General features: G+C 43.1%; 10 protein-coding genes and 1 other RNA gene. 10 read left to right on the top strand and 1 reads right to left on the bottom strand.

Features of this window, described 5'->3' with window-relative positions; genetic code table 11:
• The first annotated feature begins 27 nt into the window (after positions 1-27).
• The 7 genes from ssrS (at position 28) to HGR01_RS04740 (ending at position 7,599) form a co-directional block, all read left to right on the top strand.
• Positions 28-211: non-coding RNA, 6S RNA (ssrS, locus tag HGR01_RS04770), on the top strand.
• A gap of 281 nt (positions 212-492) precedes the next feature.
• Positions 493-1,734 carry a M16 family metallopeptidase gene (locus HGR01_RS04765; RefSeq protein ID WP_045872724.1) on the top strand — a complete coding sequence of 414 codons (1,242 nt, stop codon included), beginning with the start codon at positions 493-495 and terminating at the stop codon, positions 1,732-1,734.
• Positions 1,735-2,309: 575 nt separating this feature from the next.
• The gene (locus HGR01_RS04760) at positions 2,310-3,608 is read left to right on the top strand and encodes a M16 family metallopeptidase (RefSeq protein WP_045872558.1); all 1,299 of its coding nucleotides are present in this window, start codon (positions 2,310-2,312) and stop codon (positions 3,606-3,608) included.
• A gap of 455 nt (positions 3,609-4,063) precedes the next feature.
• On the top strand, positions 4,064-6,499 hold the full coding sequence (gene pheT / locus HGR01_RS04755) for a phenylalanine--tRNA ligase subunit beta (protein ID WP_045872559.1): 2,436 nt from the start codon (positions 4,064-4,066) through the stop codon (positions 6,497-6,499).
• 111 nt (positions 6,500-6,610) lie between these two features.
• The gene (locus tag HGR01_RS04750) at positions 6,611-6,880 is read left to right on the top strand and encodes a YciI family protein (RefSeq protein ID WP_045872560.1); all 270 of its coding nucleotides are present in this window, start codon (positions 6,611-6,613) and stop codon (positions 6,878-6,880) included.
• Positions 6,807-7,157 (top strand): hypothetical protein, encoded by a 351-nt coding sequence (locus HGR01_RS04745; RefSeq protein WP_264265522.1) that lies wholly within the window; start codon positions 6,807-6,809, stop codon positions 7,155-7,157. Before HGR01_RS04750 ends, HGR01_RS04745 begins: the two co-directional genes overlap by 74 nt.
• Positions 7,158-7,188: 31 nt before the next feature.
• Positions 7,189-7,599, top strand: coding sequence for a hypothetical protein (locus HGR01_RS04740; protein WP_045872561.1), 411 nt, complete (start codon positions 7,189-7,191; stop codon positions 7,597-7,599).
• Between the two features lie 275 nt (positions 7,600-7,874).
• Here HGR01_RS04740 and HGR01_RS04735 read toward each other — a convergent pair whose 3' ends face one another.
• Positions 7,875-8,072 (bottom strand): hypothetical protein, encoded by a 198-nt coding sequence (locus HGR01_RS04735; protein ID WP_045872562.1) that lies wholly within the window; start codon positions 8,070-8,072, stop codon positions 7,875-7,877.
• A gap of 722 nt (positions 8,073-8,794) precedes the next feature.
• Between HGR01_RS04735 and HGR01_RS04730 the strand changes: the two genes are divergently transcribed.
• From HGR01_RS04730 to HGR01_RS04720, 3 genes are read left to right on the top strand one after another with little or no spacing between them, the layout of a single operon-like run.
• Positions 8,795-11,740 (top strand): PAS domain-containing protein, encoded by a 2,946-nt coding sequence (locus HGR01_RS04730; protein ID WP_045872563.1) that lies wholly within the window; start codon positions 8,795-8,797, stop codon positions 11,738-11,740.
• A gap of 17 nt (positions 11,741-11,757) precedes the next feature.
• Positions 11,758-12,183, top strand: a complete 426-nt coding sequence (locus tag HGR01_RS04725; RefSeq protein WP_228045638.1) for a response regulator — start codon at positions 11,758-11,760, stop codon at positions 12,181-12,183.
• Positions 12,184-12,188: 5 nt separating this feature from the next.
• Complete coding sequence (locus HGR01_RS04720) at positions 12,189-14,471, top strand: response regulator (protein ID WP_045872725.1); 2,283 nt, start codon at positions 12,189-12,191, stop codon at positions 14,469-14,471.
• Positions 14,472-14,480: the final 9 nt, after the last annotated feature.

Below are 14,480 nucleotides of genomic sequence, written 5' to 3'. Positions count from 1 at the left end.
CAACTTTTTGAAAGCTATAATGAGTTAGTTGCACTACGACGTTGGTGACTGCCATCAAGTTTTTTGATCTATGCCTTTAAAGACAAGGGAATCAAAGAGTTCTCGTGGCAGTAGACCGGGCAAGTACCCGGAAACTTTAAACGAGCGATTTAGATGCCCACCTGGTTTAACCAGGTCATAAACTTAGGTAAAACGGCGTCGCGGTGAACTCAAAATTTTAAGCTCCCAAGTTGATCAAACTTTGGGAGCTTTAATTATATTTGTCATTTGTCGTTTGTCATTTGTCATTAGGTAATTGGTAATGGGTAATTGGTTTTGGGTGTTTCCCAATGCCCAATGCCCCATGCCCAATGCCCAAATTTTATTTTGATTTAAACCAATTTTGTATAAATTGATTCGGAATTAAGTAAGCTTGAGAGTTAATATGGCCTGATTGCGTTAAATTGTGGTTAAAGCTACAAAAAATTGTCACAACAACAATTAATCAATACCGTGTTCCCAGCCTCGGTTTTCCATCTAGACAATGGTTTAACGTTTATTCATCAACAAATTCCGACTACCCCTGTAGTTGTGGCTGATGTGTGGGTACGTGCTGGAGCAACCTTAGAACCAGAACCCTGGTTTGGCATGGCTCACTTTTTGGAACACATGATTTTTAAAGGTACAGAAAGTCTACCACCTGGGGTCTTTGATTATAACATCGAAAATAAAGGTGGAGTGAGTAATGCAGCTACAAGCTACGATTATGCTCATTATTCCCTAACAACAGCTGCACCTTACTTGCACGAAACTCTACCGCATTTGAGTGAATTATTGCTGAATGCAGCAATTCCAGATCATGAATTTATCCGCGAACGGGATGTAGTTTTAGAGGAAATTCGCTCTTATCACGATGATCCAGATTGGTTGGGATTTCAGGCGCTAATTCAGACTGTATACCATAAGCACCCTTACGGACGTTCAGTGCTGGGTACAGAAAAACAACTGATGCAGCAGTCACCAGCAGCAATGCGCTGTTTTCACCGTGCTCATTACCAACCAGAAAATATGACGGTGGTAATTGTAGGCGGGATGAATCAACAATCAGCTTTAGATTTGGTAAATTGCTCTTTTGGTAATTTTGCTCAACGTTCTGATTGTCCCTTGGTAGAAAAAAGCCAAAACCCAATCATTGAGGGAATTAAGCGTCAAGAATTGACTTTACCCAGGTTAGAACAGGCGCGGTTGATGATGGCGTGGCTGGCTCCTGGGGTTGAACAACTCCGCACAGCCTATGGTTTAGATTTGCTGTCCGTTTTGCTTGCAGAAGGAAGAACTTCACGATTAGTCCGTGATTTGCGAGAAGAACTACAATTAGTACAAGGGATCTGTAGTAATTTTTCCCTGCAACGGGAATCTAGTTTATTTACAATTACTGCTTGGTTAGAACCAGAACATTTGGAGAAAGTTGAGTTTTTGATTCGCGCCCACTTGGAAGATTTGCAAAATCAGCCCATCAGCCAGCATGAATTAGACCGCACACGCAGGCTGCTGTGTAATGAGTATGCGTTTTCCACAGAAACGCCCAATCAACTGACTGGCCTTTACGGATACTACAATACGATCGCCCGAGCTGAATTAGCAGTTACCTATCCTCAACAAGTTTTGTCTTTTGATGCCCAAGAACTGCAACAATTAGCTAAACAGTATCTTTCACCGCACAATTACGCTGTTACTATTCTTAAACCCTGTTAGTCATTAGTTATTAACTAAAGACTGTTGACCGTGGCAATTTTAGATTTTGGATTTTAGATTTTAAATTTAAAATTACTTCGGTTAACACTAGTACAATAAGGCAAAAGTAAAAAGTGAGCCAGTGCGGTGGACGGGTTCCCAAGGCACTCCGTTGGGCGGCTTTGCCGACTTGAAGGAAGTGCCGTCGGCATAAAGCAACTGGCGAACTCCGCAGGAGTCAAAAGTAAAAAGAAATAGTACCCATACCACAAGTTTTTTAGCAATTACAGATGGTCTGTTTATTTATGCCGACTTGTACTAGGCATTTCGTGCAACTGTGGGAGGAACTTCCGAACAAAACAATATCCTATAGCTGTGTCAGTATAAAAAGAATAGAATCGTCACTTTAACTTTTAAAACTGGATAATTTCATTTCTGGAAGTCCCCGCAGGACAATAGAACAAATCCAAAATCTCATATTTAAAATCCTTGAGCTACATAATCTTGTGGTTGGGGTCAATCCCAAGTTTGAAATCCCCAATTCTAAATCCCCAATCCAAAATCCAAAATCGATTGATTGCTTCTTTCCCTGACTAATGACTCAAACTGTGAACTCATCCTTATCTCATTCCCCGATCCACCGTACAGTATTAAGCAATGGCATTGTCGTATTAGTGGCAGAAAATCCTGCAGCAGATATTATTGCGGCGCGAATTTTTGTCCGTGCGGGAAGTTGTGCTGAAGACCGCGATCAAGCTGGTTTAGCACATTTACTCTCAGCAGTGATGACTAAAGGATGCGATGGACTGTCTAGCTTGCAAATTGCGGAAAAAGTCGAATCAGTGGGTGCAAGTTTAAGTACAGATACCGCCACTGATTATTTTTTGTTGTCTCTGAAAACTGTGACATCAGATTTTAGGGAGATATTAACATTGGCGGGGCTGATTTTGCGATCGCCTACCTTTCCCGAAACGCAAGTGGAACTCGAACGGCGTTTAGCATTGCAAGATATTCGCTCCCAAAAAGAGCAGCCTTTTACGATTGCTTTTGACCAACTACGTCAAACAATGTATCAAAATCATCCCTATGCCATGTCAGTACTAGGCGATGAAACAACTATGAGTCGCTTAACTCGCGATGATTTAGCTAATTATCACAAGACTTATTTTCGTCCAGATCGGGTAGTAATTAGTATTGCTGGTAGAATCACACCAGAGGAAGCTGTCAACCTAGTAGAAGAAGTTTTTAGTGATTGGCAACCTCCAGCAGAAACTCAGCCAGTATTAAATTTGCCAGAAATTCAGGTGCAACCCCAGCGCCAACTTCATCCCCTGCAAACCCAGCAATCAATTGTCATGCTGGGTTATTTAGGGCCAGCCGTAAGTTCTGCTGACTATGCAGCCTTGAAGTTACTATCTACCTATTTAGGAAATGGGCTTTCTAGCCGCTTATTTGTGGAATTGCGCGAAAAGCAGGGTTTAGCTTACGAAGTCTCAGCATTTTATCCTACCAGGCTGTTTCCCGCTTCCTTTGTAGTTTACATGGGTACAGCACCAGACAATACCACTGTTGCACTGCAAGGGCTAAAGAAAGAAGTAGATTTGCTTTGTACTACTGAAGTAGCTGCTGATGCACTCCAAGCTGCTAAAAACAAGATATTGGGACAATACGCCCTTGGTAAACAAACTAATGGGCAAATTGCTCAGATATATGGCTGGTATGAAGTTTTAGGTTTAGGAATTGAATTTGACCGGGAATTTCAGGAGTTAATTGCATCGGTGAATATTGCAGATAGCATGGCTGCTGCTTGTCGATATTTACAGGAACCTTACTTGTCTTTAGTGGGGCCAGAGGAAGCAATTAATAATGCTTTTAGCTCAGGAAATTCTAAATAGAAAATATCCTATTGTTGTTACTGATGCGATAGCGTAACGCATCCTACGTGAATTACGTGAACTAATCTGCTAAGTACAAATTTATCTGCGTTTATCTGCGTTTATCCTCTGACATCGGCGGTTAATTTTTTATTCCTCTACTCACCAGGAACTCCTATCATTCTAGCTGCAGCTAAATGAATCTAATAGGAATTGATATGTAATCATGATCGCAGCTGGGCGTACAATCAATTTCTGAATTTGCTGATATTTAACGTTCATACCTTTGTAGTTCAGCGTTCCAACTCTCCATAGATCCAAAATCTTCAAAACTAATTCCGCAATTTGGCTGCTGACAGTTCAAATCAACGTAGTACGATTGTTCAAGTGAAGGGTAAGCCTGACGAAAAGCGATCGCTCGCCAATAGGCACCCTAAAATGAGAGCAAAAGAAGATTATTCAAACAAGCACACTCCATGCGTATCTCTTTAAGCTGGCTGCGGGAACTAGTAGAAATAAAACTTAGCCCGGAAGAATTAGCCGAAACCCTCACAATGGCTGGGTTTGAAGTAGAAGATATTGAAGACCGCCGCACTTGGGCCAATGGCGTTGTTGTGGGGAGAGTGCTTGAGCGTCAACCCCACCCCAACGCTGATAAATTAAGTGTTTGTCAAGTAGATATTGGCGCAGCTGAGACTTTAAATATTGTCTGTGGTGCTGCAAATGTCCGGGCAGATATTTATGTGCCAGTTGCTACTATAGGTACTTATTTACCAAATATCGATTTAAAAATTAAGCCTGCGAAACTGCGTGGTGTTCCTTCTCAGGGAATGATCTGTTCTTTAAAAGAACTAGGCTTACCCACCGATGTTGATGGTATTCATATTTTTTCCCAAGAAAATCTCACCTTGGGTAGCGATGTGCGTCCTTTGCTGGGTTTAGAAGATGTAATTTTAGATGTCACCGCCACAGCTAACCGCGCTGATGCCTTGAGTATGGTAGGTATAGCTAGGGAAGTCGCAGCTTTAACAGGTGGTAAACTCAGCATTCCGCAACCAGGGGAAGTTTCCATTACCCAAAGTGGGGGAAATTTAGCTGTCAGTGTTTCGGAAACTCAAGCTTGTCCTGCTTATATTGGCACAGTTATTGAACAGGTAAAAATTGCGCCTTCTCCTGGGTGGTTGCAACAACGCCTACAGGCTGCTGGCGTGCGACCAATCAATAATGTTGTGGATATTACCAACTATGTGTTGTTGGAATGGGGACAGCCGTTACATGCATTTGATAGAGAACGCCTGAAAAGTGTAGCGGGAAGCGATAATGTGACAATTGGTGTGCGCTTCGCCAGTGCAGGGGAATCATTCAAAACCTTAGATGGACAAACCCGCACCCTCTCAGCCCAAAACTTATTAATCACCGCCAACAACAAACCAGTGGCGATCGCAGGAGTCATGGGTGGAGAAGAAACGGAAGTTTATGAAGGTACGCAAAGCCTGGTATTAGAAGCCGCCTTATTTGATTCCGTAGCGATTCGCCGTTCTTCTCGTGGTGTTGGTTTAAGAAGTGAATCTTCTGGCAGATACGAACGAGGTGTGAACCGGGCCGAATTAGAAGTAGCCTGTCGTCGGGCTTTATCGCTGCTAACTGAATTAGCTGGTGGCGTAATTACCCAACAAGAAATCGCTGATACTCGCCCCGACCCCTCAACCTGGACGCGTTCCATTGCACTGCGCTTAGACCGAGTTAATCAAGTACTAGGGCCAATTGACTTAGGCGAAGAGACTGGAGAACTCGAGGAAAAGGACGTTGAGCGGATTTTAACTGCACTTGGTTGTGAACTCACCCCAGCAGGCGATCGCTCTTGGAAAGTTTCTGTACCACCCTACCGTTACCGCGACTTAGAACGGGAAATTGACTTAATTGAAGAAATTGCCCGGCTTTACGGCTATGACAACTTTTGTGATACCTTACCCCACAAAGCAGAAGCCGGCTATTTGCCTTTAGATCAAGAACTCATCCGCAAATTGCGCGCTTTATTCCGCGCCGCCGGACTGACAGAATTAATCCAATACTCTCTAGTCAAACCAGGGGAAAACAGACAAATCGTCCTGTCAAACCCCTTATTTGTCGAATATTCCGCATTGCGAAGCGATTTAATCTCTGGGTTAATTGATGCCTTCCAATACAACCTCGAACAAGGAAACGGTTCCCTCAACGGCTTTGAAATTGGGCGGATTTTCTCACGCGAAGAAGACGGATTACAAGAAACCGAAGCGATCGCGGGAATTATAGGGGGCGATCGCACTGTCAGCCAATGGACAAGCAGCGGACGCGAACAACCCATGACTTGGTATGAAGCCAAGGGCATTCTCGACAGCGTATTTGGCCAACTTGGTTTACAAGTAGAATATCAACCTGATTGCCGCGATCCACGCTTACACCCAGGACGCACAGCTTCTCTCTGGATTAGAGGTAACAGCTTGGGCATTTTTGGTCAACTCCATCCCCAACTGCGGCGAGAAAAAGGGTTACCAGATTCCGTCTACGCATTTCAACTAGATGCGGATGTGCTATTGGATGCCCTGGATCAAGACGAAATTCTCACCCCAGTATTTAAATCCTATTCCACCTACCCCGCCAGCGATCGCGATATCGCCTTCTTCGCACCTGTGAAAGTTACAGTCGCCGAAATCGAAAAAGCGATTAACAAAGCAGGTAAAGAATTACTAGAATCCGTGGAATTATTCGATGAATATCGCGGTGAAAACGTCCCCAGAGGACAACGTAGTTTAGCCTTCCGCCTAATTTACCGCTCCAGCGATCGCACCCTCACCGATGCCGAAGTCGAACCAGTACACAACAAAGTGCGCGAAGCTTTGGTAGAGAAATTTGGTGTGAATTTGAGAAGTTAAGATTGTTGACTGTTGACTGTTGACTGGGGACTGTTGACTGGGAGACAAGGGGACAAGGGGAAACACCAATTACCAAACACCAAACACCCAACACCAAAGGACAAATACCAAATGCCCAAATATGTATTATTGGGAAGTTACTGCGAAGATGTTTTAGAAAAACGCGCCCCTTATCGTCAAGCCCATTTAGATGGTTTAGCCAAACAAAAAGAATCTGGTGTGCTGATTACAATCGGCCCTACCAAAGATGTCACCAAAGTTTTTGGTATTTATGAAGCCGATGACGAAGCCACCGTACGCCAGTTGATTGAAAATGACCCCTACTGGCAAAACGGTATTTGGACAGAATACTCTATTCAAGAGTGGATACAGGCGATTTGATTGGGGACTGGGGATTAGGGACTGGGGACTAGGAGATGAGGGGGATAAGGGGGATAAGGGAGAAACACCAATTACCCATTACCCATTACCAATTACCCATTACCAAACACCCAATGCCCCATGCCCAATGCCCAATGCCCCATTCCCAATTTCTAGCTTTTTACAGATGCGATCGCCTGCTTGTATATGGGATGATCGGTATTCACGCCATAACGAACCGTGGTTGTTGTCTAGAATAAAAATAAAGTCAGTAAATACAACAACTTCGGTTGTATGAGCATTGTTGGACTTTTTGAGAAAATACCACTATGAATCTCAACTTAAAACGCGCAATTCTACCCGGCTTGATGGCTGCAAGTTTAGCCGGCGGTACCTTAGTCCCTGCTAAACCGGCTTCTGCTGATATGTTACGCGATATCGGTATTGGGGCAGGTGCAGGTGTAGTCACTGGTGCTGTTAGAGGAAATGGTGCCGTTATTAATAATGCCATCAAAGGCGCTGCGGCTGGTGCTGCGGTGAATGCTGTCCACGGTACAAGAAAGCAAGCACGTAACCGCAGAGTTGGTAACTTAGGTCAAGATGTGGGAGTTGGTGCAGCTGCTAGTACAGTTACAGGCATCATTCTGCATGGCACCAAAAATCCTGGTGGCGATGCGATCGATGGTGCAGCAGCAGGTGCAGCAATTAACGTTCTCACCAATGGTCGTAGAAATAGATAATCAACAATCCATAATTAATCCATAATTTGTAGTTAAACAATTACGAATTATGGATGATGGATTCAGGAAATTGCCAATAAAAAATATCCCAGATTTTCTTGTAGGATAAGGATTTTGACATTCCAGAATCCATAAAATTTTGCCCATTTCGCTCTCTAGCAGGCATAACTTAACTTTTGATCATGCCTGAAAAAAATATTCCCTAGCTTGGCTAGGGAATATTCATAAAAACATTAAAAGGTATAAATAATTATTCCGAGTTGGAAATTCGCTGATTATTGGCCTTTTAAAGCTTTTCTAAAGTTGCGGCGATAGGATGGATTCGTAGCAAATAAAGCAGGCCACAACAAAGATAAACCAATACGATTGGTCAAACTAGGTCTAAAGTTAGTGCGCTCAAATCCCTTCCAGAACTTCCAAGCGCCATATACATAACCTGCAATTAGCCCAAAAATAATTAACTTAACAACCATTATTATTACTCCCAGCACATCTGACAGAATTTGAGTTAAGGATTTCTACACTATTTAAATAAGTGTTCACGAAAATCGCCAAGGAAAAACTACAATCTTCAGTTTTTGCTAGCTGTTTGCTGAACGATACTTCCATTATTCCAGTTTAGAGTAGCCTCTTGCATAGTCGCTAGTACTGTGGGGCAAAATGCAAAATCCATAGGGTGTAGGCTTTTCATTAATTCTGAGGCGAAACCACAACAGATAATTTATTTCCTTGCCAGCTTAACTATAGGAATCATATTTGATTTGTGCGAAGCTATGTATACATTGATTCTTTCTTCTCTGTTTCCTTCTTCCACAGTTCTTGATAGGCATCAAGTCAGATAACAGCAGGACTTACGCAACTGGTACACCCATCTTCTGGTTTAAGAGTCAAGAGTCAAGGGTCAAGGGTCAAAAATTCAGTTTTTTGGACTTTTGACTTTTGAACGCCAGTTCACTCAACGGAGGGAACCTCCCTTCGGGTGAATCCTTCGGATACGCTACGCGAGCGCCAGTCGCCTACGGAGGGAAACCCTCCTGCAGCGCTGGTCTCACCGCACGTAACTGGCTCCCCTTGACAGCCTCAACGAAAAAAATGTGACACTTGCGTAAGTCCTAAACAGTTAGCAACCATCTTTGATGCTCAAATTAAAAAATTCTCTAAAATTTAGATAAATCAGAAATGTTCATAATTATTTATAAAGCCTGTGCTACCTAATAGCGAAGCCGCAAGACTTGCAGCCCTCCGCCAGTACCAAATTCTCGATACCGAACCAGAAGCAGCCTATGATAACTTGGCTAAGTTAGCAGCCTTTATTTGTGGTACTTCGATCGCTTTAGTCAATTTCATTGATGAAAACCGCCAATGGTTTAAGGCCAAACTAGGCTTAGATGTACCACAAATGCCTCGGAATGTAGGTTTATCCTATCTTTGCGTAGAGCGACGAGATTTTGTAGTTGTGCCGGATACATTAGCTGATGAAAAGTTAGCTAATAATCCGGTAGTCATTGCCTATCCCTTTGTCAGATTTTATGCAGGTGTGCCTTTGATTACTCCCACGGGAGATGTACTAGGAACTCTCTGCGTTATCGATCAAGAACCACGACAATTAAACCAACAACAAATAGAAGCACTGCAAGCTTTAGGTCGCCAGGTCATTGACCAATTAGAATTAAGACGGAATTTAGCAGAATTATCCCGTGTTTCCCTAGAACAGCAGCGAGTCACAGCCGCACTAGAACGAAGTCAGCAAGAACTGAAAGACTTTGTAGAAAATGCTAATGTCGGGATGCATTGGGTACAGGCTGATGGCACGATTCTCTGGGCAAATCAGGCAGAACTTGACCTTTTAGGCTACACTCGCTCAGAGTATATTGGACACTCGATCGCGGAGTTTCATGTTGACCCAGAAGCGATCGCGGATATTATGCAAAGGCTGAGTAACAATGAAAATTTACAAAATTACGAAGCCCGGATGCGCTGTCAGGATGGTTCGATTCGCTATGTTTTGATTCACTCTAATGTATTGTGGGAAAACGGTGAATTTATCCATACACGCTGTTTTACCAGAGATATTACTGATCGCAAACAAGTAGAAGCAGCTTTAACCGAAAGCGATCGCCGTCTGAAGATAGCATTGCAAGCTGCTAAACTTGGCTCTTGGGAGCATAATTTGCTCACAGGCGAGCTATCAGCCTCTAAGCAATGCAAGGCTAATTTGGGTCTGGATGAGTCAGCTGAGTTTACCTATGACACTTTACTACAAGCTATCCATCCCAACGATCGCGCTTATATGCAAGAGTCTGTCAGACAAGCTCTAGCAAATCACAGCGATTATGAGGCAGAATATCGCAATATTTGGCCAGATGGCAGCGTTCACTGGATACTAGCGCGAGGTGTGGGGATTTATGATGGTGATGGTCAACCGACGCGGATGATTGGGGTTACACTTGACTTGACTGCGCGCAAGCAAGCTGAGGAAGCATTACAGGCGAGTGAACTACGCTGGCAATTGGCCTTAACTGGCAACAATGATGGTATTTGGGATTGGAATGTCAAAACCAATGAAGTATTCTTTTCCCCACGTTGGAAAGAAATGCTGGGTTATACCGACCAAGAAATTCCTCATAATTTAGATGAATGGTCAAAACGAGTTCATCCTGAAGATTTAGATTGGGTATTAGCCGCCGTTCACGAACATTTTGACAAAAAAACGCCATATTATGTAACTGAGCATCGCATTCAGTGCAAAGATGGCAACTATAAGTGGATTTTAGATCGGGGGCAAGCAGTTTGGGATAGCAACGGAGAAGTCGTGCGAATGGTCGGTTCTCATACCGATATTGATGACCGCAAACAAGCAGAAGAACAAATCAAACAGCAAAATCAGCGATCGCAATTATTTTCGCAAATCATTGTCAAAATTCGTGACTCTCTCAAGATAGAAGAAATTCTGCAAACCACAGTTACAGAGGTGCAAAAACTCCTACAATCCGACCGAGTTTTAATTTTCCGGCTGTGGCCAGATGGTTCGGGAACGGTAGTGCAAGAAGCAGTGTTACCTGGTTGGCCTGTAGTGTTGGGGCAAAAAATTATTGACCACTGCTTTCAGCAAAATTACTTAGAAAGATATCGGCAAGGTAGAGTCAGCACAATTACAGATGTTGATCATGCTAATATCCGAAACTGCCATCGAGAAATGCTGCAAAAGTATGGTGTTAAATCTAACTTAGTAGTGCCAATTCTTAGTGGCGAGGGTATTTGGGGCTTGTTGATTGCTCATCAATGTAGTAGCCCCCGCGAGTGGCATAGTCATGAACTGGATTTATTACAGCAACTAGCTAACCAAATTGGTATTGCTTTGTGGCAAGCCCAACTGTTAGAACAAGAAACCCGCCAACGGCAAGAACTCACTCGTTCTAATACCGAGTTAGAACAGTTTGCTTACATTGCTTCCCATGACTTGCAAGAACCATTGCGGATGGTGACTAGTTACTTACAACTCTTAGAGCGCAGGTATAAAAGTCAGCTAGATAGCCGTGCAGATGAGTTTATTAACTACGCTGTTGATGGGGCGCAGCGGATGCAAACCTTAATTAATGATTTGTTGAACTATTCCCGCGTTAGCACTAGGGGACAACCCTTTAAATTAATAGATTGTCAGACTGTGGTGGAAAAAGCGATCGCCAATTTGGAAGTAGCAATCAAAGAAAGCAATGCTGTAATTACCTGCGATCCTCTGCCCGAAATTATGGCTGATACTACACAACTGGCACAAGTCTTTCAAAACCTGATTGCCAACGCTATCAAATTTCATCGGGAGGAACCACCCCAAATTCACATCCAAGCCATCCAAAACACCATCAAAACAGCCGAAAATCCCCATCTCACCCCCACAGGAAACGAATGGTTATTCTCAGTACGTGATAATGGAATTGGTGTAGAATCCCAGTATGCTGAACGAATTTTTGTCATCTTTCAGCGTTTGCATAGCAGAAGTAAGTACCCCGGTACTGGAATCGGGCTAGCTATTTGTAAGAAAATTATAGAACGCCACGGCGGTCAGATCTGGATGGAGTCAAAACCGAGTCAAGGCTCGATTTTTTACTTTACGATTCCAGATCAAGCAGGTAAGCAATCGTGAACAATTTATCAGCAGTTATGCCTATTGAGGTTTTGCTAGTAGAAGACAATCCTGGCGATGCGTTACTGACACGCATCGCTTTGGAGGATAGCAAAATCTCGGTGAACTTAAATGTTGTGGAGGATGGGGTAGAAGCAATGGCATTCTTGCGAAAACAAGATAAATATGCTGATGTCCCCCATCCCGATATTGTCTTACTTGATTTAAACCTGCCAAAAAAAGACGGGCGGGAGGTACTAGCAGAAATTAAAGGTGACGCACATCTCAGACGGATTCCTGTAGTTGTGCTGACAACCTCCCAAGCCGAAGAAGATATTCTTAAAGCCTATAACCTAGCTGCAAACTGTTACATAACTAAGCCAGTGGACTTCGATCAATTTGTGAGAATTGTTCGTTCTATAGAGAACTTTTGGTTTGCGGTTGTCAAATTGCCACCGGAGTAATGCTAATGACAGGTGAAACGATTAAAGTCCTGTTAGTTGAAGATAACCCCGGTGATGTCCTCTTATTGCAAGAATTTTTACAGGATGTCACCGCAACTGTAGTGGAATTGATGCCGGTTGAGCAACTTGATGAGGCATTAAACCATTTAGCTCGCGACAGCTTTGACGTGATGCTTTTGGATCTCTCCCTACCAGATAGCCAGGGCTTAGAAACCTTTATTAAAGCGCACAATCAAGCAAAATCAACTCCAATTATTGTCCTTACAGGAATTGCCGATGAAACTTTAGCACTGAAAGCGATGCAACAAGGCGCGCAGGATTATTTAGTTAAAGGGCAAGTTACAGGTGATTTGCTGGTACGCTCCATGCGTTATGCTATTGAGCGTCAAAGAATAGAAGATGCTTTGAGACAAAGTGAAGAGCGCTTTCGAGTCGCGCTGAAAAACTCACCCATTTTTGTGTTTAACCAAGACCTAGAATTACGTTATACCTGGGTTTATAATCCCGCTTTTGGGTTTACAGCCGAAGAAATGTTGGGGAAACGTGACTCAGAATTAATTCCCCTAGAAAGCGCCCACCATTTAACGGCGATGAAGTTGGGTGTATTGGTGACGGGAGTGGGTACTAGAGATGAGGTATCAATTACAACGGCCCAAGGCATCCGATATTATGACTTGACGGTAGAACCATTAAGAAATGAAGCACAACAAATTATAGGTATTACTTGTGCCTGCATAGATATTAGCGAACGTCAAGCAGCTTTAGAAGAACGTAAGCACGCTGATGCTACTATTCGTGAACAAGCAGCATTATTAGATATTTCTACAGATGGGATTTTAGTTAGAGATTTAGAAAACAAAATTCTCTTTTGGAACACAGGTGCAGAAATCCTGTATGGCTGGGCTGCGGCAGAAGCTAAAGGCAAAAATGCCAGCGAACTGTTAGATAACGATGAACCGTCGTCAGATATGGAAGCGGCACTTTTGGAAGTCATCAATAAAGGTAAATGGCAAGGTGAGTTAGCGAAACTTACCAAAACTGGCAAAGAAATTTTAGTTGCTAGCCGTTGGAGTTTGGTATGTGATGACCAAGGTAAACCAAAATCCATTCTCACCGTTGATACAGATATTACCGAAAAGAAACGCTTAGAAGCGCAATTATTTCGTGCCCAACGGCTAGAAAGCATAGGCACCTTAGCTAGCGGCATTGCCCATGACCTAAACAACATCCTCACACCAATTTTGGCAGGAGCGCAACTCCTACCCATGAAATTTCCCGATGTAGATGAAAGAACTCGTCACCTATTAGAAATTTTGGAAGTCAACGCCAAACGCGGCGCAGATTTAGTTAAGCAAGTGTTGTCATTTGCACGGGGTGTAGAAGGTAAGCGCATTAATCTGCAAATTAGACATTTGATTGTGGAAGTTTCCAAAGTCCTGAAAGAAACATTTCCCAAATCAATTCAAGTCTCAACTGATTTGTCAAAAGACTTGTGGGTAGTTTCTGGAGATGGAACACAAATTCATCAGGTGTTAATGAATCTCTGCGTTAATGCACGCGATGCGATGCCCAATGGCGGTAGTTTATCTATCTGCGCCAAAAATTTGTATATTGATGAAAACTATGCGCGCATGAACCTGGAAGCCAAAGTTGGCCCCTATATAGTAATTACTGTTACTGATACAGGCGTAGGAATTCCAGAAGAACATTTAGATAGAATCTTCGAGCCATTCTTTACCACTAAAGAAGTAGGACAAGGTACAGGCTTGGGTTTGTCTACTGTTTTGGGAATTATTAAAAGCCACGGTGGTTTTATTAACGTGCATAGTGAAAAAGGTGTAGGTACAAGCTTTGAAGTATATTTACCAGCAGTTGAGGGTGTAGAAACACTGAAAGCAGACAATGCCAAAGTTGCCACCGCAAATGGTGAAACGATTATGATTGTTGAAGATGAACCTGCTATTCAGGAAATTACCAAAACATCTCTCGAAACTCATAACTATAAAACCATTGTCGCTAGTGATGGCATAGAAGCGATCGCAGTTTACGCCAAACACATGGATCAAATCAGTGTCGTACTCATGGATTTGATGCTACCTTCCCTCGACGGTTTAACTGCCATCCGCACCTTGAAAAAAATCAACCCCAAAGTCAAAATTATCGCCACCAGTGGCTTGATGTCTAGCAATAAACTAGAAGCAGTCGCCAACAGTGGCGTGACAACCTTCTTACCCAAACCATACACCATTAATGAGTTGTTGCTGACATTGCAGAGGGTGATTGCGTAATTGGGGATT

The organism is Tolypothrix sp. PCC 7712 (genome assembly GCF_025860405.1).
Lineage (GTDB): Bacteria > Cyanobacteriota > Cyanobacteriia > Cyanobacteriales > Nostocaceae > Aulosira > Aulosira diplosiphon.
This window is presented reverse-complemented; position numbering and strand designations above follow the sequence as displayed.